Raw genomic sequence first — 18,700 nt, 5'->3', positions numbered from 1 at the left:
CAGATCTAAATTCGTCGATAGACCGGGCATGAAGGGCGCGCTCGGGCGCGGCGCATTCGGCCGGTGGGAGAGGAAAGCGGATGGATCAGACTACCACCGGCGCGCAGGGTCGGGAATGGTTTTCCCATGGCTATTCACAGATCCATCCACAGGTCGCGGCGGGGGCCTGACGGGCGTAGCCGGTACAGGGAGTTGACCGAGCCGTGAGTGGTCCTATAGAATTTCCGGTTCTTTCCGCCCCATTCAGATCAGAGCGCCCCGATGGCCACCAAGCGCACCTTCCAGCCCAGCAACCTCAAGCGCAAGCGCGACCACGGCTTCCGTGCCCGTATGGCCACCGCCGACGGCCGCAAGATCCTGGCCCGCCGCCGCGCCAAGGGCCGCAAGCGCCTGAGCGCTTGATTGCTTCGCCGCCCCAGGCGGCGCCTGCAATCCGGACCGTGAATCCTCCCGACCCGCGTAGGCGATTTCCTCGCTCTGCGCGGGTTCGCACGTCTGCGGAATACCGCGTCGTGTTCGATGCCGCGCGCCGCTGCTCCGAGCCGCTGATGAGCCTGCACTGGCGCAGTGCGCCGCACCCGGCGCGGCTGGGGTTGGCGGTGTCGCGCAAGGTCGACAAGCGCGCGGTCGTGCGCAACCGCATCAAGCGCGTTCTGCGTGAGGCCACGCGGCAGCTGCTGCCGTGGCTGGCGCCCGGCGATTACGTGGTGGTGGCGCGCAGCGCCGCCGCCCAGGCCAGCGGCGTGCAACTGCGCCAGGCCTATGAGCGCCTGCTGCGTCGCGCCGGCGCATTGCCGGCCCCGGCCGCGGACGGCACAATGCCGCCGCCTCTTCGTCCTTCTTCCCCCACTTCCACGTCAGAAACCGCTTCTGGCTGAGCCGAGCTTGCCTGTCCGATGAACCAGACCCGCCTTTTCCTGATTTTCGCCTGGCTGATGGTCGCGGCGCTGTTGTGGATGGAGTGGAACAAGGAGCATGCGCCGAACGCCACTGCGACGACGGTCGCGGCGGCGACAACGGTGCCGCCGGCGCAGGACGCCGATGCCGGCGCCACGCATGCGCCCGCGGTGCCGCAGGCCACGGTGCCCGGTACCGCGCCGGCCAGCACCACACCCGAGACCGCCGCGGCCAGCGCCGCGCCGCGCGTCACCGTCACCACCGATGTGCTGCGCCTGACCCTGGATGGCCGCAGCGTGTTCGACGCCGACCTGCTGCTGTTCCCGCAGACCAAGCAGCCCGGCAGCCCGCCGGTGCAACTGCTGACCGAGGACGCGGCGCATCCGTACACCGCCACCAGCGGCTGGGTGGGCGAGCACAATTCGCCGTCGCCGGGCCCGGGCGGCTTCCGCCCCGAGCAGCCGGGCAAGGACTACGTGCTGGCCAAGGGCCAGGACAGCCTGCAGGTGCCGTTCGTGTGGAACGGCCCGGATGGCGTCAGCATCCGTCGCATCTACACCCTGCAGCGCGGCCACTACGCCGTGCAGGTGCGCGACGAGGTCATCAACCACGGCAGCAAGCCGTGGCAGGGCTATGTGTTCCGCAAGCTGAGCCGGGTGCCGACCATCGTCAGCCGCGGCATGACCAATCCGGATTCCTTCAGCTTCAACGGCGCCACCTGGTTCAGCCCGGCCGATGGCTATCAGCGCCGCGCGTTCAAGGACTACCTGGAGGACGGCCCGCTCAACCAGACCATCTCCGGCGGCTGGATCGCGCTGCTGCAGCACCACTTCTTCACCAGCTGGATTCCGCAGACCGACCAGCAGGCGCTGTACGTGCTGTCCAACGACGGTCCGCGGCACGTGATCGAAGCGCGCGGCCCGGGCTTCACCGTGGCGCCGGGCGCCAGCGCCAGCACCGAGGCGCGGCTGTGGGTCGGCCCGAAGCTGGTCAGCCAGATCGCCAAGGAGAACGTGCGCGGCCTGGATCGCGTGGTCGACTACAGCCGGTTCTCGCTGATGGCGCTGCTGGGCCAGGGCCTGTTCTGGATCCTCAGCCATCTGCACAGCCTGCTCGGCAACTGGGGCTGGTCGATCGTCGGCCTGGTGGTGCTGCTCAAGCTGATCCTGTATCCGCTGTCGGCCGCGCAGTACAAGAGCATGGCCAAGATGCGCAAGTTCCAGCCGCGCATCCAGCAGCTCAAGGAGCGCTACGGCGACGACAAGCAGAAGTTCCAGACGGCGATGATGGAGCTGTACAAGAAGGAGAAGATCAACCCGATGGGCGGCTGCCTGCCGGTGCTGATCCAGATGCCGATCTTCTTCGCGCTGTACTGGGTGCTGGTGGAGTCGGTGGAACTGCGTCAGGCGCCGTGGTTCGCCTGGATCCAGGATCTGACCGCGCGCGATCCGTATTTCATCCTGCCGGTGATCAACGTGGCGGTGATGTGGCTGACGCAGAAGCTGACGCCGTCGCCGGGCATGGATCCGGTGCAGGCCAAGATGATGCAGTTCATGCCGCTGGTGTTCGGCGTGATGATGGCCTTCGTGCCGTCCGGCCTGGTGCTGTACTGGGTCACCAACGGTTCGCTGGGCTTGTTGCAGCAGTGGTGGATGACCAAGCGCCACGGCGAACCGGCCACTGCCGGCGGTGGCGGCAGCGGTAAGCCCCCGGCCAAGGCCAAGAAGTAAACCCGACAACGCCCGCCCTCCGGCGGGCGTTGCGCATGCGGCTGGGGAAGGCGCCAGCGTGTGCGTTTCCGCAACGCCTTGCTCGCGAGTCCGTGGTCATGCGCAAGCGCCGTCGTCCGTTGTCGCCATCCGTGGCCGTGATCGGCCTGCTCGCGTTGGCCCTGGCCGCCTGCCAGCGCTCGCCGGCCGGCAGCGAGACGGCGGCCGCCAAGCCCGCATCGCCCGAGGCGGCGATCGCCATCCCCGGCTCGCCGGCGTTGCAGACCCAGGCCACGGCGCTGCTGCAAGGCCTGCAGGCGCAGCTGGCGGCGCAGCGCAAGATCATCGTGCTGCTGGCCGACGAGGCCAGGCAGTCGCCGGCCGACCGGCAGACATCCAGCAGCGTCGGCCAGCAACTGTTCCATGAGGGCCTGGAGCGCCGCGAGGCGCTGGCCAGGCAGTTCGATGCGCTGCTGGCGCTGCCCGATCCGCAGCGCTTCGCCGCGGTCGGCAGCCTGCTGGACTACGTCGAATCGGCACCGGACCTGTACGACGCCGACCGCCTGGCATTCCGCGAGATTCTCGCCGACTGGCAGCTGCGCATCGGCAAGGATTCCTCGCTGCCGGCGATCAAGCTGCACCAGCGCATCGGCGAGGACCTGGAGGCGCTCGACGAAATCGAGCGCACCTACAACCGCGAGATCACCGCGATCTTCAGCCGCTTCGATCGCACCCGCGCGATCGTGCAGAAGCGCGAGAAGTGGGAGGACTACGTCGCCCACCTGGGCACGTTGTACACGCGCGAGGCGATCCTGCGCGACTACGGCGTGATCACGCCGTACCCGATGTCGATGAAGGACAGCGACCGCGAGGTGTTCGGCCGCGACCTCCCGCCGAAGACCGTGGTGCTGAGTTTCGACGACGGCCCGCACCGCGCGTACACCGACGAGATCGTCGCCATCCTCAAGCGCTACGACGTGCCGGCCACGTTCTTCGAAGTCGGCCGCAACCTGGGCAAGCTGGAGCCCGATGGCAAGGTCGACTTGTCGCCGCTGGCCAACGTCAGCCGCAGCCTGATGGAGCAGGGCCACACCGTCGGCAACCACAGCCTGACCCACGCGCAACTGTCCAAGGAAACCGGCGCCGCGCTGCGCAGCCAGATCCTCGACACCGACCGCATGCTGCGCGCGGTCGATGCCAAGCGTGCACCGCTGTTCCGCTTCCCCTATGGCGCGCGCAACGCCGAGGGCATGCAGATCCTCGGCGAGGCCGGGCTGAAGTCGGTGATGTGGAACGTGGATTCGCTGGACTGGGCCGACCCGGTGCCGGAGTCGATCGTGCAGCGCGTGCTCGAGCAGGTCGGCCGCGAGCAGCGCGGCATCCTGCTGTTCCACGACATCCACGAACGCACGGTCAAGGCGCTGCCGCAGATCCTGGACCGGCTCAGCGCCGACGGCTACCAGTTCGCCGCCTGGAACGGGCGCGACTTCAGCGTGGCGCGCGCGGCCAGCAACGCTGCCGCACCGGCGGTGACCAGCGGCTACGACAAGTCGTGGGCGATCGTCATCGGCATCGACGACTACGCGCACTGGCCCAAGCTGCAGTACGCGGCCAACGATGCACAGGCGATCGCGCAGACGCTCACCGGCAGCTTCGGCTTCCCCTCGTCGCAGGTGATCGTGCTGAAGAACCAGGAAGCCACCCGCAACAACATCCTGGCCGCCTTCCACGATCGGCTCGCGCACGGCGGCGTGGGCAAGAACGATCGCGTGTTCGTGTTCTTCGCCGGCCATGGCGCGACCCGCAAGCTGGCCTCCGGACGCGACCTCGGCTACATCATCCCCGCCGATTCGGACCCGGCGCAGTTCGCCACCGACGCGATTCCGATGACCGAGATCCAGGACATCGCCGAAAGCCTGGAAGCCAAGCACGTGCTGTTCGTGATGGACGCGTGCTACAGCGGCCTGGGCCTGACCCGCGGCGGCGGCACCAGCGCCTACCTGCGCGAGAACGCGCGGCGCATCGCCCGGCAGATGCTCACCGCCGGCGGCGCCGACCAGCAGGTCGCCGACAGCGGCCCCAACGGCCATTCGGTGTTCACCTGGGTGCTGTTGCAGGCGCTGTCGGGCAAGGCCGACCTCAACGGCGACGGCCTGATCACCGGCACCGAGCTGGCGGCCTACGTGGCGCCGGCGGTGTCGAGCATCTCGCAGCAGACGCCCGCGTTCGGCAGCCTACCCGGTTCGCAGGGCGGCGAGTTCGTGCTGCAGGTGCCGGAGGGCGAGGAATTCCTCACCGCCAGCACGCAGCAACTGTCCTCGGCGGCGATCGCGATGAACGACCGCGTCGATGCGGCCGCGCCGGCATCGACCGCGACGCCGAACGCCGGCGCCAGCAGCGCCGACGCGCCGGCCGCCCCGGCCAAGCCGGCGGTGGTGGTCAAGGACCTGCAGGGCGGCGAGCGGCCGCTGGCGGTGCCGGCGGCGGCCGGCCCGGTGTCCGACCGGCAGCGCGCGCAGCGCGCCAACGACCGCGGCCTGCAGCTGTACAAGGAGAAGCGCTACGACGAGGCCGAAGCGCAGTTCACCGAGGCGCTGAAGCTGCGCCCGGACTTCGCGCTGGCGGCCAACAACCTGGGCTTCATCTACTATCGCCAGGGCAAGTACGCGCAGGCCGTGCGCTGGCTGGAGAACACGCTGAAGATCGACCCCTCGCGTGCGGTGGCCTACGTCAACCTGGGCGACGCCTACCGCCAGCTGGGCGATGCCGCCAAGGCCAAGCGCGCCTTCCAGACCTACCTCGAACTGCAACCCAACGGTGCGTCGGCCGCCTACGTCCGCGGCCAATTGCAGACGCTGTAATCCATCGCACCACCAACCTGCCGCCCTCGCCATGCCGTCTTCCGCCACCGACACCATCGCCGCCATCGCCACCGCCCCTGGTGCGGGCGGCGTCGGCGTGGTGCGCGTGTCGGGTCCGGCGGCGGCGGCCGTTGCCGCCGGTCTCGGTCTTGGCGGATTGGTGCCGCGCAGCGCCCGCTACGCGCGTTTCCGCGACGCGCATGGCGAGGTCGTGGACGACGGCATCGCGCTGTGGTTCCCGGCGCCGCGCAGCTTCACCGGCGAGGACGTGCTGGAACTGCAGGCGCATGGCAGCCCGGTGCTGCTGCGGCACCTGGTGGCGCGCTGCTGCGAACTCGGCGCGCGGCCGGCGCGCCCGGGCGAGTTCAGCGAACGCGCCTTCCTCAACCGCAAGCTCGACCTGGCCCAGGCCGAGGCGATCGCCGACCTGATCGCTGCCGGCGACCTGCGCGCGGCACGTGCGGCGCGGCGCTCGCTGGACGGGGTGTTCTCGCGCCGCGTCGACGACCTGGCCGAACACTTGATCCGCCTGCGCATCCACATCGAAGCGGCGATCGATTTCGCCGACGAGGCGCTGGACACGCTGGGCGGTGCGCAGGTCCGCGCCGGGCTGGAGCAGGCGCGCGCGGATCTGGCGCAGCTACGCGTCGACGCCGAACGCGGCCGGCGCCTGCGCGATGGCCTGCACGCGGTGCTGGTCGGCCCACCGAATGCCGGCAAGAGTTCCCTGCTCAACGCGCTGGCCGGCAGCGACCGCGCCATCGTCACCGACATCGCCGGCACCACCCGCGACACCTTGCACGAGACCGTGCGCCTGGATGGCGTGGAACTGACCCTGGTCGACACCGCCGGCCTGCGCGAGGGCGGCGATGCGATCGAGCGCGAGGGCATGCGCCGCGCGCGCCAGGAACTGCAGCGCGCCGACCTGGCGCTGATCGTGCTCGATGCGCGCGAGGCCGAGGCCGGCCATGCGGCGATCGCCGATGCCATCGCCGAGGTGCCGCAGCGCCTGTGGATCCACAACAAGAGCGACCTGCTCGCTGCTGTACCTGCCGCCAGCGCCGAACGCGTCTATGTCTCCGCCGCCACCGGCAGTGGCTTGGAGCAGTTGCACGCGCAATTGCGCGCGATCGCTGGCGCCGCGGCCGGCGAGGGCGGCGACGGCGAGTTCTCCGCACGTGCGCGCCACGTCGACGCGCTGCAGCGCGCCGCAAGCCACGCCGATGCGGCCGCCGCGGAACTGCAGCACGAACGCCTGGAGCTGGCCGCCGAGGAACTGCGCCTGGCGCATGCCGCGCTCGGCGAGATCGTCGGCACGCTCAGCGCCGACGACCTGCTTGGGCGGATCTTCTCCAGCTTCTGCATCGGCAAGTAGCGCGCACGCGCGCGCCACCGAGCCTGCTTACGGCTTCAACGCCGCCAGCTGCGCGCGCTGGTCCTGCAGCCACTGTTCGAACGGCAGCGGTGCCTGCCCGGTCAGCGCCTGGTAGTCGCCAGTGACCGTGGCGACGCGGCCGGCCGCGGTGTTGGTGTCGAACGAGGCATAGACGCGCGCGACCGGCTCGGGCAGGCCGGCACCGACCATGCCCTGCACCAGGCCCTCGACCGGCACCGGCACCACCTGGATCCGTACGTCCAGGACCTGGGCGACCAGTGCGGCGATCTCGGCGGTGGTGTAGGCGCGGGCGCCGCTGAGGGTGAGCGTGCGCTTGCCGTCGCCGCTGGCCAGGGCGACCGCGGCAGCGCGGGCCAGGTCGTCGCGGGCGATGTGGGCGATGCCGCCATCACCGGCCGCGCTGTACCACTGGCCCGAGGCCAGCACCGACGGCAGGCTCATGAACAGATTCTCGAAGTACCAGTGGTTGCGCAGCACGGTCCAGGCGGGCAGGACGCTGGCGGCAAGGGCGTCTTCGGTACCGGCATGGTCGGTGGCCAACAGCAGCGGCGAGCCGTGCGGTTCCGGGCAGGAGGTGTAGACCAGGTGGCCGACGCCGGCGCGCTCGGCCGCGGCGATCGCCGCCTGGTGCTGCTGCAGGCGGTGGCCGGGGCGGTCCAGTGCGTCGGTGCTGATCAGCAGCACGCGGCCGGCGCCGCGGAACGCTGCGTCGAGCGAGGGGGCGTCGTCGAAATCGCCGTGGCGCACGTCCACGCCGCGCGCCGCCCAGGCGGCCAGGCGTTCGGGCTGGCGGGTCATCGCCACCACGCGCGATGGCGCGATCTGCAGGGTGTCGAGCAGGTGCGCGAGCACGCGCTGGCCGAAGTGGCCGCCGGCGCCGGTGACGAGCAGGGAGTCGGAAGATGCGGACATGACAGGTCTCCTGAGGAAGGGGGCGTCGCTGGACGCCTTGGTCTGGAAAAGGAACCTGGTCTATCCTAGAGACCTCGGCCGACCTGTAAAGACGGCACTTTTTCCGCCCCTGCTTACCTCAAGGTAACCTCCATGGACATCGTCGTACCGCCGGCCGCCACCTGCGACGTGCTGATGAGCCAGCAATTGCAGGACTACCAGCGCGCCGGCATGGCCATCGACCAGTGCCCGGTGCGCGACGTGCTGGCGCAGATCGGCGACAAGTGGAGCACCCTGTTCGTGATGCTGCTGGCCGAACGCCCGCACCGCTTCGGCGAACTGCGCCGCGCGCTGCCGGACATCTCCCAGCGCATGCTGACCCAGACCCTGCGCGACCTGCAGCGCGAAGGGCTGGTCGCACGCGAGGTGCTGCCGACCGTGCCGCCTGGGGTGGAATACCGGCTCACTCCGCTGGGCCAATCGCTGAGCGTGGTGCTGGCGCCGCTGGTGCGCTGGGCTGCCGATCACCACGCGCAGATCCGCAGCGCGCGCGCCGCGTTCGAGAGCGATGCACCGACGCCGAGCGCGCGCGCTGCCGCTGGCTGAGCGCAGTGTGAGCACGAATGGCGGAGCTGCTGATCACCGAGGACGCCCCATACGTAGATACGTAGGAGCGGCTTCAGCCGCGACGGGCTTTACTGGAACGCCCGATCGCGGCTGAAGCCGCTCCTACGGACATTTCCGCATCACCCGCATCACCTGCGGCATCTCGCAACCCCGCAAACCCGACGGCCCCGAACGCCCGACCTCGGCAACCCCGGATCAGCGCTCCGCGATCACCCGCGCGCTGTAGCTGTCGCCGTCGCGCTGCACCCGCACCGGTCCGCCGAATACCGCCGACAACGGCGCATCGGCCAGCAGGTCCTCGCGCGTGCCATCGGCGTACACCTGGCCCTCGCGCAGCAGGATCACCCGCGCGATCTCCGGCACGATCTCTTCGATGTGGTGCGTGACCAACACCAGGGTGATGCCCTGGCGGGCGAGGTCGCGCATCGTCGCCAGCAGGTGCTCGCGTGCGACTAGGTCCAGCCCGGTGCTGGGTTCGTCCAGCAGCAACGCCTGCGGCCGGTTGACCAGGGCGCGCGCGATCAGCACGCGTCGGGTTTCGCCGGCCGACAATTCGGCGTAGGGGCGCCGCAGCAGCGGCAGCGCGTGCGCGGCCTGCAGCGCCTCGCGCGCCCGCGCCCGCATTGCCTCGGTCACCTCGCGGTGCGGCGGCACCACATAGCTGGCGAAGAATCCGGACAGCACCGCACTTTCCACATCCAGCCCGGGCATGTCGGCGAGATTGACGCTGAGATCGCCGGTGACGATGCCCAACTGGCTGCGCAGCCGATCCACCTGCCAGCGGCTCTGGCCGAGCACCCGCACCGCCGGTTCCTCGCCGGCGCGCGCCAGCGGATACAGCTCGCGGGTGATGAGCTTGATGAACGAGGATTTGCCGCAGCCGTTCGGGCCGAGGATGGCGGTGTGCTGGCCGAGTGCGATGCGCAGGCTCAGCGCGTGCAGCACGCGGACCTGGCCGCGCACGACGCTGGCGCGGTCCAGTTCGATCAGCGGCGCAGATGCTGGCACAGGGGTTGCGTGGGGAGAGGCGACTGACATGGAACCGACACCGTTCTGTGATCGGAAGCGCTTGGCGGCTGAATACCATACGCGAGCGCCGGGTGAAGTTTGCAGTCGCAACCCCCATCATGTCCTGACCCTACGCCGTCCTACGCTCTGGAGCTTCTGGCAATGTTCGACGCGATCCTCGACTTCCTCGGCAACGGCCTGCTCGGCGTCGGCTGGTGGGGCATGCTGGCCGTGCTGCTGCTGTTCACCCAGCTCACCATCTTCGCGGTGACCTTGTATCTGCACCGCAGCCAGGCGCACCGCGGCGTGGATTTCCATCCGCTGCTGTCGCACTTCTTCCGTTTCTGGACCTGGTTCACCACCTCGATGATCACCAAGGAGTGGGTGGCGATCCATCGCAAGCACCACGCCAAGGTGGAGACCGAGGAAGATCCGCACAGCCCGCAGACCAAGGGCATTGCCCGCGTGTTCTGGCGTGGCGTGGAGCTGTACCGCGAAGCGCGCACCCAGCGCGGCGACATCGAGCAGTACGGCAAGGGCGCGCCGGACGACTGGATCGAGCGGCACCTGTACACCCCGCACGCGAACCTGGGGCCGCTGGCGCTGTTCGTGGTCAATTTCGCGCTGTTCGGCCTGCCCGGCATCGCCCTGTGGGCGCTGCAGATGGCCTGGATCCCGTTCTGGGCCGCCGGCGTGATCAACGGCTTGGGCCACTGGTGGGGCTACCGCAACTTCGAGTCTGCCGACACCTCGACCAATCTGACGCCGTGGGCGCTGTGGATCGGCGGCGAAGAGCTGCACAACAACCACCATGCCTTCCCGAGCTCGGCGCGCTTCTCGATGCGCCGTTGGGAACTGGACATCGGCTGGATCGCGATCCGTGCGCTGGCCGCCCTGCGCCTGGCCAAGATCCTGCGCGTGGCGCCGACCCTGGACGTGCGCCCGAACATCGCCGTGCCCGACGCCGACACCCTGCGCGCGCTGCTGTCGCATCGCTTCCAGGCGATGACCGATTACCAGCGCAACGTGTTCAAGCCCGCGCTGAAGGAAGAAGCCGCGCAGGCCGGCGCCAAGCTGCGCAAGTTGCTGCCGCGGCGCCTACGCAAGGGCCTGGTCGACGACGGCCGCTGGCTCAAGCCCGATGCGCGCGAACAGTTGCAGCACTGGGTGGCACAGCGCCCGCGCATGCGCACGCTGGTCGAGCACCGCGCGCGCCTGGCGGCTCTGCTGGAAGCGCGCACCCATGACGCGAGCGAACGCCTCAAGCACCTGCAAGCCTGGTGCCACGACGCCGAAGCCAGCGGCATCGCCGCGCTGCAGGCGTACGCGGCGCGATTGAAGGGCTACGCCCTGGCATGAGCCGCGGCGCACCGCGCACCCGGTCGCACGAACGCCGCCTTGCGCGGCGTTCGTCGTTGATGGCCTTGTCGACGCTGAGCCTCGCCGGCGCCCTGTTCGCTGGTGGCATCGCCGACGCCCAGGCGCAGGCGATCGACAGCACCGCCAGCTACCTGCAGCGCATGGACCGCGACGGCGACGGCCGTGTCAGCCTGGACGAATACCTGGCCTGGATGAGCTACGCCTTCGATGCGCGCGACCGCGACCACGACGGCGTGCTCAGCCCTGCCGAACTGCCCGGTGGCCGCGGCCCGCCGATCACCCGCGCGCAACACCTCGCCACCCTGACCGCCCGCTTCCGCAAGCAGGACACCAACGGCGACGGCTACCTCAGCGCGCGGGAGTTGGCGGCGCCGCCGCAGTGAGCGCTGCCTGCGCCCGTCGCGCCCTGCGTGCGGTGTCCATCCGCCGACCCATGCTTCAGCGGAAGGGCACCTCGCGCCCGCTAAGCTTGTCCATCTACCTGCGACACTCAACGAACCCATGCCCGAACTCCCCGAAGTCGAAACCACCCGGCGCGGCCTGGAGCCGCATCTGTCGGGGCGGCGCATCCATGGGGTGATCCTGCGGCGGCCGGATCTGCGCTGGCCGATTCCGCCGGAGGTCGCGGAGCAGTTGCCCAGGCAGCGCATCGACGGGATTCGCCGGCGGGCCAAGTATCTGTTGCTGGACACCGCGGTCGGGAGCGCGCTGTTGCATCTGGGCATGTCCGGCAGTCTGCGCGTGCTGCCGGGCGACACGCCGCCGCGGGCGCACGACCACGTCGACATCAGCCTGGAAGACGGCCGGGTGCTCCGCTTCAATGATCCGCGGCGGTTCGGCTGCCTGCTGTGGCAGGCGCCGGGCGAGACCCATCCGTTGCTTGCCGAACTGGGGCCGGAGCCGCTGTCGGATGCGTTCGACGGCGATCATCTGTTCCGGCTCAGCCGCGGCCGCACCGCGCCGGTGAAGACGTTCCTGATGGATCAGCGCATCGTGGTCGGGGTGGGCAACATCTACGCTGCCGAGAGCCTGTTCCAGGCCGGTATCAGTCCGCTGCGCGAGGCCGGCGAGGTGTCGCGCGCCCGCTACGCGCGCCTGGCCGAGGCAGCCAAGGCGATCCTGGGTTATGCGATCCAGCGCGGCGGCACGACGCTGCGCGATTTCATCAGCCCGGACGGGGCGCCGGGCTACTTCGAGCAGGAACTGTCGGTGTACGGCCGCGAGGGCGAGGCCTGCAAGCGCTGCGGGCGCACCTTGCGCCACGCCAGCATCGGCCAGCGCGCCAGCGTCTGGTGCGGCCACTGCCAGCGCTGAGCGATGGCGGCGCTCGCCGTGGTGTGCAGATGACGCAGTCGGCTCGGCGCGGGTAGAGCTCTTGCCCGGTCCGCATTGCCAAATCCGGGAGGCAGGGGCGGGAAGACGCGTCCCACTCGCCAGGTCTCGGCCGTCCGGCGCGCCCGTGCCCGCGGATTCCACCGCACCGGCGCCATCACCGCCGCCTTCGGCACCGCTTGTCTATGATGAGCGTCCTTTTCCGTTTCGATCCCGGCCATGCAACGACGCGATTTCCTCAAGAACGCCGCCGCCGCCTTCGCCGCCATGGGCTTGCCGGCAATGCCGATGCTCGGCCAGGCCGCCCCCGCGGTGGGCCTGCGCCGCCTGGGCACGCCGCAGCCGTTCGACTACGCGTGGCTCAAGGGCCACGCGCGGGCCATGGCCCAGGCGCCGTACCAGAGCCACAAGCGGGTGCTGCCGGCGCCGGTGGAGGGATTGACCTGGGACCAGTACCAGTCGATCCGCTACCGCCAGGATCACGCGCTGTGGGCGGCCGAGCAGGGGCCGAAGTTCCAGGCCAAGTTCTTCCACCTGGGCCTGTATTTCAAGACGCCGGTGCACATGTTCGACCTGGTGGACGGGCAGGCGCAGGAACTGGCCTACGACAGCGCGGCGTTCGACTACGGCAGCAGCGGGTTGAAGGGCAAGCCGCTGCCGAAGGAGCTGGGCTTCGCCGGCTTCCGTCTCAACACCAAGCAGGACACCGACCGCGACTTCGCCGCCTTCCTCGGCGCCAGCTACTTCCGTGCGGTGGGCAAGGAAGGCCAGTACGGCCAGTCGGCGCGCGGGTTGGCGATCGATACCGGCACCGGCGGGCCGGAGGAATTCCCGGACTTCATCGCCTACTGGCTGGAACAGCCCAAGGCCGGCTCGGACACGGTGGTGGTGTACGCGTTGCTGGATTCGCCCAGCGTGGCCGGCGCCTACCGCTTCGCGATCACCAACGGCGACGTGCTGCTGATGGACATCGACAGCGCGCTGTATCCGCGCAAGACCATCGAGCGCCTGGGCCTGGGTCCGTGCACCAGCATGTACCAGGTCGGCGAGAACGATCGCCGCATGGATTGGGACTGGCGGCCGGAGATCCACGACACCGACGGCCTGGCGATGTGGACCGGCGGCGGCGAGTGGATCTGGCGGCCGCTGTGCAATCCGCCGCACCTGCGCTTCAACATGTTCGTCGACGAGAATCCGCGTGGCTTCGGTCTGCTGCAGCGCGACCGCAATTTCGATCATTACCAGGACGACGGCGTGTTCTACGAGAAGCGCCCGTGCCTGTGGGTGGAGCCGAAGCAGGGCTGGGGCAAGGGCTCGGTGCAACTGGTGGAAATCCCCACCGTCGACGAGACCTTCGACAACATCGTCGCGTTCTGGAATCCGCAGGACAAGCCGCAGCCGGGCCAGGAGCTGCTGTTCGGCTACCGCCTGTACTGGGGCGCGCAGCCGCCGGCGTCCTCGTCGCTGGCGCACTGCGTGGCCACCCGTACCGGCCTGGGCGGCGTGGTCGGGCAGAAGCGCCACTATTTCTCGTGGCGCTTCGCGGTGGATTTCGCCGGCGGCGAGCTGGCCAAGCTCGGCAAGGAGAAGGACGCCAAGGTCGAGGCGGTGCTGCAGCTCAACCGCGGCCGCACCGAAATCGTTTCGGCCCGGCCGCTGCACGAGATTTCCGGCTACCGCGCGATGTTCGACGTGGTGCCGCCGGACGACGGCAGCGAGCAGATCGACATCCGCCTGTACCTGCGCAGCGGCGAGCGCCCGCTGACCGAGACCTGGCTGTACCAGTGGACGCCACCGCCGGCGGCCGAGCGCAAGGTGTATTGAGCAGGCTGGGTATGCAAGACCGAAGTGTGTGCCCGTCGTATCTTCGAAGTGCAGGCGGCCACACCTTTGGCGGATGGGTGAGCGCGGGCCGGGATGCCCTGGATGCATTCTGATGCGTCAGCGCTGGGGTGACCCGTCAGCCGACGTATTGCTTCGTCGCGGCTGAAGCCGCTCCTACAACGTGTACAACGTTGCAGCTGCATTGACGCGCCCCCAACGAAGCACATATCTGTGGCGCCCGCAGGCCGACCGCCCAACCGTAGGAGCGGCTTCAGCCGCGACCGCTCCTAACCGATAAGGCGGGCCCCACCGCCGATCCAGCATACAGACAGGCGTTGCCGCCCTAGCAGTACGCGGTGATACCGGGGCCTTCTCCTGTGGGAGGGACTTCAGTCCCGGCCCTCTTCGCGCCGCGCCACAAGCGCGACGCAAGGGCGGACCCGCGCTCAGTGCTTGGCCGGCTCCTGCGGCGGCGGCGCGGCTTGCGTGCTGATGTCCTCGACATCGCCGATGTCGACCCGGCCCGGGGTGCGGCCGTCCCACACCTGGTCCTGCAGCTTCCAGTACGCGCTCGGTTCCCAGAACTGCTTGGCGTAGAACACTTCCGGATCGATGCTGCCGCCGCGCGGGCCGTTGATCGACAGCGGGCCGGCCGCACCGGAGTGGCCGAGCAGGCCGCCGGTGCTGCGCATCGCTTCGCGCCGCAATACCGCTTCCTGGCGCGGCTTGGCGACCTGGTCGCCGTACTCGGCGAGCATGGACTTGTCGAGCTCGACCGCGCGCTTGCGCTCGTCCGGGGTCAGCTGGTTCCAGTACTCCATCTTGCGCGCGCCGAACTGGTCGTAGCCGCGCTCGGCGGCCAGCGCCATCCACAGGAAGCCCATCGTATGGTCGGCGGCGCCGCCCTGGCCTTCCCAGTACATTTCGCCCAGCCGCGCCTGCGACGGCTTGTCGGCATAGCGGGCGGCCAACTGGTACTGCTTCCTGGCCTCGGCGTACTCGCCCTTCTTGTCGGCGCGGATGCCGGCGCGGCGATAGAACAGGTCCAGGTGCGCGTCGAGGAAGCCGTCGGTCAGGACCTGCGCCGGGATGTCCTGGAAGGTGTGGTCGCCCGGGGCCGCAGTGGCAGGGCCGGGGAGGGCAAGCAGCAGGGCACAGGCCAATGCGGTAGCGCTGCCGGCGAAAAATCCTTTCAACGAAAGCATGTTCCTCATCCCATGAGTGCGATCGGCGCGATTCTAGGCATGCCGCCCGGGGGCGCTCCATAGACTGATGGCATAGGCACCGCCGCGCGTGCGGCACGCGTCAGCCACGGTTCATCGCCTCCAGACCTGACGCACCAGCACGGTGCGTCGGCGGTTGCAGTCGCGTTACAGCGGCAGCGCGATTTGCAGCGGATCGATGCGGCCTTCGCCGCGCATGATCTTCTTGAACTCGGGGCGGCTGACCGACACGTAGCGCTCGTTGCCGCCGATCTCCACCTGCGGGCCGTCCTGCACCGCGTGGCCGTTCTCGTCCACGCGCACGGTCATCGTCGCCTTGCTGCCGGTGTGGCAGATGGTCTTGATCTCCTGCAGTTCGTCGGCCCAGGCCAGCAGGTACTGGCTGCCCTCGAACAGTTCGCCGCGAAAATCGGTGCGCAGGCCGTAACAGAGCACCGGGATGCGCAGCTGGTCGACCACTTCGCTGAGCTGCCAGACCTGCGCACGGCTGAGGAACTGGGCCTCGTCCACCAGCACACAATGCAGTGGCCCGTGGCTGGCGATATCGGCCTCGATGGTGGCCAGCAGATCGGTCTCGGCGACGAACGGCATGCCGTCGGCGCGCAGGCCGATGCGCGAGGCGATCACGCCGCTGCCGGCGCGGTGGTCCAGCCGCGGCGTCAGGATCGCCGTGCGCATGCCGCGCTCGCGGTAGTTGTGCGCCGACTGCAGCAGCGTGGTGGTCTTGCCGGCGTTCATCGCCGAATAGTAGAAATACAGTTTCGCCATGCCGCCGATTCTAGCGCGGCGGCCGCGCGCCCCGGCCTTCGTCGGCCGGATCGCGAACGGGTTCAGCGCCGGCGCGGAGGCGGGGCGTCGCCGCCGGCCGGCGCCCGGTACAATGCGCGGCCAAGGGAAGTCTTCATGCACGGTCTCAATCCTCCCCAACGCGCCGCGGTCCTGCATTGCGAGGGTCCGTTGCTGGTGCTGGCCGGCGCCGGCAGCGGCAAGACCCGCGTGATCGTGGAAAAGATCGCGCACCTGATCGCCAGTGGCCGCTACCCGGCCAAGCGCATCGCCGCGATCACCTTCACCAACAAGTCGGCCAAGGAAATGCGCGAGCGCGTGGCCAAGCGCATCCGCAGCGAGGCCGCCGACGGCCTGACCATCTGCACCTTCCACGCCCTGGGGCTGAAGTTCCTGCAGATCGAACATGCCGCGGTGGGACTGAAGCGCGGCTTCTCGATCTTCGACGCCGACGATGCCGCCGCGCAGATCAAGGACCTGATGCCCGGCGCCAAGCCCGATGCGATCGAGGACGCCAAGAACCTGATCTCGCGCGCCAAGAACGCCGGGCTGTCGCCGGAACAGGCGATGGCGGCGGCGCGCAGCAACCGCGAGCAGGAAGCGGCCAGCCTGTACGAGCGCTACCAGGCGCGGTTGAGCACCTTCAATGCGGTGGACTTCGACGACCTGATCCGCCTGCCGGTGCAGGTGCTGGAGGAGAACGAGGACATCGTGATGGCCTGGCGCGAACGCATCGGCTACCTGCTGGTGGACGAAAGCCAGGACACCAACGACGCGCAGTACCGCCTGCTGAAGATGCTGGCCGGCCCGCGCGGCAACTTCACCTGCGTGGGCGACGACGACCAGAGCATCTACGCCTGGCGCGGCGCCAATCCGGAAAACCTGATGCAGATGGGCCGCGACTACCCGGCCCTGCAGATCATCAAGCTGGAGCAGAACTACCGCTGCTCCAACCGCGTGCTGCGCGCGGCCAATGCCCTGATCGCGCATAACCCGCACGAGCACCTGAAGACGCTGTGGAGCGACCAGGCCGACGGCGAGCGCATCCGCGTGTGGGAGTGCCGCGACAGCGAGCACGAGGCGGAAAAGGTGGCAGCCGAGATCGCCTACCTGGGCACCGCCAAGCAGGTGCCGTGGAGCGACTTCTGCATCCTGTTCCGCGGCAACTTCCAGTCGCGGCCGCTGGAAAAGGCGCTGCAGATGGCCGGCGTGCCGTACCACATCACCGGTGGCACCGCGTTCCTGGAGCGGCAGGAGGTCAAGGACGTGCTGTCCTGGCTGCGCCTGCTGGTCAATCCCGACGACGACGCGGCGTTCCTGCGCGCGGTGCAGGCGCCCAAGCGCGAGGTCGGCGCGACCTCGCTGGCCAAGCTGGCCGAACTGGCCTCGGCCAAGCACCTGCCGATGTCGCGCGCGGCCGAGTCGGTGGGCGCGCTGCAGCAGTTGCCGCCGCGCGCGGCCAACGGCCTGAGCGACTTCGTCGACATCCTGCACGAACTGCGCGCGGCCTCGACCACGCTGTCCTCGGCCGACGTGGTGCGCCAACTGGCCGAGCAGTCGGGGCTGATCCGCGAACTGCGCAGCCAGTGCAAGGACGAAGCGAGTTTCCAGCGCCGCCGCGGCAACCTGGAAGAACTGGCCAAGTGGTTCGAAGGCGGCCCGCGCGGCGCCACCGTCGGCGACCTGGCCGCGCAGCTGGCGCTGCTGTCGCGCAACGACAAGGACGACGGCGGCAACCAGGTGCGGATGATGACCATGCACGCGTCCAAGGGCCTGGAGTTCCGCTACGTGTTCATCGTCGGCTGCGAGGACGGCGTGCTGCCGCACGAGGTCAGCCTGGAAGAGGGCAACCTGCAGGAAGAACGGCGCCTGCTGTACGTGGGCATCACCCGCGCCAAGGAGCAGCTGTGGATGAGCTACAGCAAGCTCACCCGCAAGTTCGGCGAGCACATCCGGCTCAAGCCCAGCCGCTTCTTCGACGAGATCCCGGCCGAGGAAATGCAGCGCGACGGCGCCGACCCGGTGGCCGACGCAGCGCGCAAGAAGGAGCGCGCCAACGCGGGGTTGGCGGCGATCCAGGCGTTGTTCGATTGAGAGCCGGGGTTGGGGAATTGGGATTGGGGATTCGTAACGGCGGGGTGCGTTGCGCTGCGGGTGGTGAGGCTTGGGTTTAGTGCGTGTAGTGCGTGGACTTGGCGCTGTTCCTTCTCCCTGTGGGAGAAGGTGCCCCGAAGGGCGGATGAGGGTACGGGCGAAGCCTCGTGCACCCACACACGGGTCGCTTCGCGCCGTACCCTCACCCCGACCCCTCTCCCGAGGGGAGAGGGGCTAGCCGGCTGTTCCGTCTCCCACCGGGAGAAGGTGCCCCGCAGGGGCGGACGAGGGTCGGGCGCAGCCTCGCGCGCTCACGCTCCGCGAGTCGCTTCGCGCCGTACCCTCACCCCGACCCCTCTCCCGAGGGGAGAGGGGCTAGCCGGCTGTTCCTTCTCTCTGCGGGAGAAGGTGCCCCGCAGGGTCGGATGAGGGTCGGGCGCAGCCTCGTGCACTCACACTGCGCGAGTCGCTTCGCGCCGTACCCTCACCCCAACCCCTCTCGGGGGAGAGGGGCTTGAGCAGGGGGCTGCACACCGTCGGCTGTATGCGCACCGCGGACAGGATCTAGTCGGGCGCTTCCTTGGTTTGCTGTGGAGCTTGCCGGCGTTCGCGCGTCGCGACTGAAGTCTGTGCTTGCGGAGAGCGGGCTGGAGACGGTGTGGGAGGGACTTC

15 protein-coding genes are annotated in these 18,700 nt (G+C 69.3%); 11 read left to right on the top strand and 4 right to left on the bottom strand.

The window, feature by feature from the left end:
- The first annotated feature begins 261 nt into the window (after positions 1 to 261).
- The 5 genes from rpmH to mnmE all read left to right on the top strand — a co-directional run bounded on the left by rpmH (position 262) and on the right by mnmE (position 6,842).
- Positions 262 to 402: a 50S ribosomal protein L34 gene (gene rpmH / locus NUG21_RS20960; protein ID WP_003469983.1), complete on the top strand. Its 141-nt coding sequence runs from the start codon at positions 262 to 264 to the stop codon at positions 400 to 402.
- A gap of 38 nt (positions 403 to 440) precedes the next feature.
- Positions 441 to 878, top strand: coding sequence for a ribonuclease P protein component (gene rnpA / locus NUG21_RS20955; RefSeq protein WP_160947493.1), 438 nt, complete (start codon positions 441 to 443; stop codon positions 876 to 878).
- 18 nt (positions 879 to 896) lie between these two features.
- Positions 897 to 2,627 (top strand): membrane protein insertase YidC, encoded by a 1,731-nt coding sequence (yidC, locus tag NUG21_RS20950; RefSeq protein ID WP_242082639.1) that lies wholly within the window; start codon positions 897 to 899, stop codon positions 2,625 to 2,627.
- A gap of 98 nt (positions 2,628 to 2,725) precedes the next feature.
- Positions 2,726 to 5,467, top strand: coding sequence for a polysaccharide deacetylase family protein (locus NUG21_RS20945; protein ID WP_263391932.1), 2,742 nt, complete (start codon positions 2,726 to 2,728; stop codon positions 5,465 to 5,467).
- A 31-nt stretch (positions 5,468 to 5,498) separates the two neighbouring features.
- On the top strand, positions 5,499 to 6,842 hold the full coding sequence (gene mnmE, locus NUG21_RS20940; protein WP_263391931.1) for a tRNA uridine-5-carboxymethylaminomethyl(34) synthesis GTPase MnmE: 1,344 nt from the start codon (positions 5,499 to 5,501) through the stop codon (positions 6,840 to 6,842).
- A 27-nt stretch (positions 6,843 to 6,869) separates the two neighbouring features.
- Here mnmE and NUG21_RS20935 read toward each other — a convergent pair whose 3' ends face one another.
- Complete coding sequence (locus tag NUG21_RS20935; protein ID WP_263391930.1) at positions 6,870 to 7,775, bottom strand: NmrA family NAD(P)-binding protein; 906 nt, start codon at positions 7,773 to 7,775, stop codon at positions 6,870 to 6,872.
- Positions 7,776 to 7,907: 132 nt separating this feature from the next.
- Between NUG21_RS20935 and NUG21_RS20930 the strand changes: the two genes are divergently transcribed.
- On the top strand, positions 7,908 to 8,360 hold the full coding sequence (locus tag NUG21_RS20930; RefSeq protein WP_263391929.1) for a winged helix-turn-helix transcriptional regulator: 453 nt from the start codon (positions 7,908 to 7,910) through the stop codon (positions 8,358 to 8,360).
- 216 nt (positions 8,361 to 8,576) lie between these two features.
- Here NUG21_RS20930 and NUG21_RS20925 read toward each other — a convergent pair whose 3' ends face one another.
- The gene (locus NUG21_RS20925; RefSeq protein WP_263391928.1) at positions 8,577 to 9,419 is read right to left on the bottom strand and encodes an ABC transporter ATP-binding protein; all 843 of its coding nucleotides are present in this window, start codon (positions 9,417 to 9,419) and stop codon (positions 8,577 to 8,579) included.
- Between the two features lie 132 nt (positions 9,420 to 9,551).
- On the opposite strand from NUG21_RS20925, the gene NUG21_RS20920 reads away from it, so the two are divergent.
- The 4 genes from NUG21_RS20920 to NUG21_RS20905 all read left to right on the top strand — a co-directional run bounded on the left by NUG21_RS20920 (position 9,552) and on the right by NUG21_RS20905 (position 13,925).
- On the top strand, positions 9,552 to 10,748 hold the full coding sequence (locus NUG21_RS20920) for a DesA family fatty acid desaturase (RefSeq protein ID WP_263391927.1): 1,197 nt from the start codon (positions 9,552 to 9,554) through the stop codon (positions 10,746 to 10,748).
- Between the two features lie 59 nt (positions 10,749 to 10,807).
- Positions 10,808 to 11,152 carry an EF-hand domain-containing protein gene (locus NUG21_RS20915; protein WP_242082653.1) on the top strand — a complete coding sequence of 115 codons (345 nt, stop codon included), beginning with the start codon at positions 10,808 to 10,810 and terminating at the stop codon, positions 11,150 to 11,152.
- A 118-nt stretch (positions 11,153 to 11,270) separates the two neighbouring features.
- Complete coding sequence (gene mutM, locus NUG21_RS20910) at positions 11,271 to 12,083, top strand: bifunctional DNA-formamidopyrimidine glycosylase/DNA-(apurinic or apyrimidinic site) lyase (RefSeq protein ID WP_263391926.1); 813 nt, start codon at positions 11,271 to 11,273, stop codon at positions 12,081 to 12,083.
- 237 nt (positions 12,084 to 12,320) lie between these two features.
- Positions 12,321 to 13,925 carry an OpgD/OpgG family glucan biosynthesis protein gene (locus NUG21_RS20905; RefSeq protein WP_160947480.1) on the top strand — a complete coding sequence of 535 codons (1,605 nt, stop codon included), beginning with the start codon at positions 12,321 to 12,323 and terminating at the stop codon, positions 13,923 to 13,925.
- Positions 13,926 to 14,371: 446 nt separating this feature from the next.
- On the opposite strand, the gene NUG21_RS20900 is transcribed toward NUG21_RS20905, so the two are convergent.
- Positions 14,372 to 15,130, bottom strand: a complete 759-nt coding sequence (locus tag NUG21_RS20900; RefSeq protein ID WP_242082657.1) for an SEL1-like repeat protein — start codon at positions 15,128 to 15,130, stop codon at positions 14,372 to 14,374.
- A 165-nt stretch (positions 15,131 to 15,295) separates the two neighbouring features.
- The gene (locus NUG21_RS20895; protein WP_263391925.1) at positions 15,296 to 15,916 is read right to left on the bottom strand and encodes a thymidine kinase; all 621 of its coding nucleotides are present in this window, start codon (positions 15,914 to 15,916) and stop codon (positions 15,296 to 15,298) included.
- Positions 15,917 to 16,051: 135 nt separating this feature from the next.
- Here NUG21_RS20895 and rep point away from each other — a divergent pair, with 135 nt between their 5' ends.
- Positions 16,052 to 18,028, top strand: a complete 1,977-nt coding sequence (gene rep, locus NUG21_RS20890) for a DNA helicase Rep (protein ID WP_160947478.1) — start codon at positions 16,052 to 16,054, stop codon at positions 18,026 to 18,028.
- The last annotated feature ends 672 nt before the right edge of the window (positions 18,029 to 18,700 follow it).

The organism is Xanthomonas sp. CFBP 8445, assembly GCF_025666235.1.
Lineage (GTDB): Bacteria > Pseudomonadota > Gammaproteobacteria > Xanthomonadales > Xanthomonadaceae > Xanthomonas_A > Xanthomonas_A indica.
The sequence above is the reverse complement of the archived record's forward strand: the minus strand, read 5'-3'. Positions and strand labels throughout refer to the sequence as shown.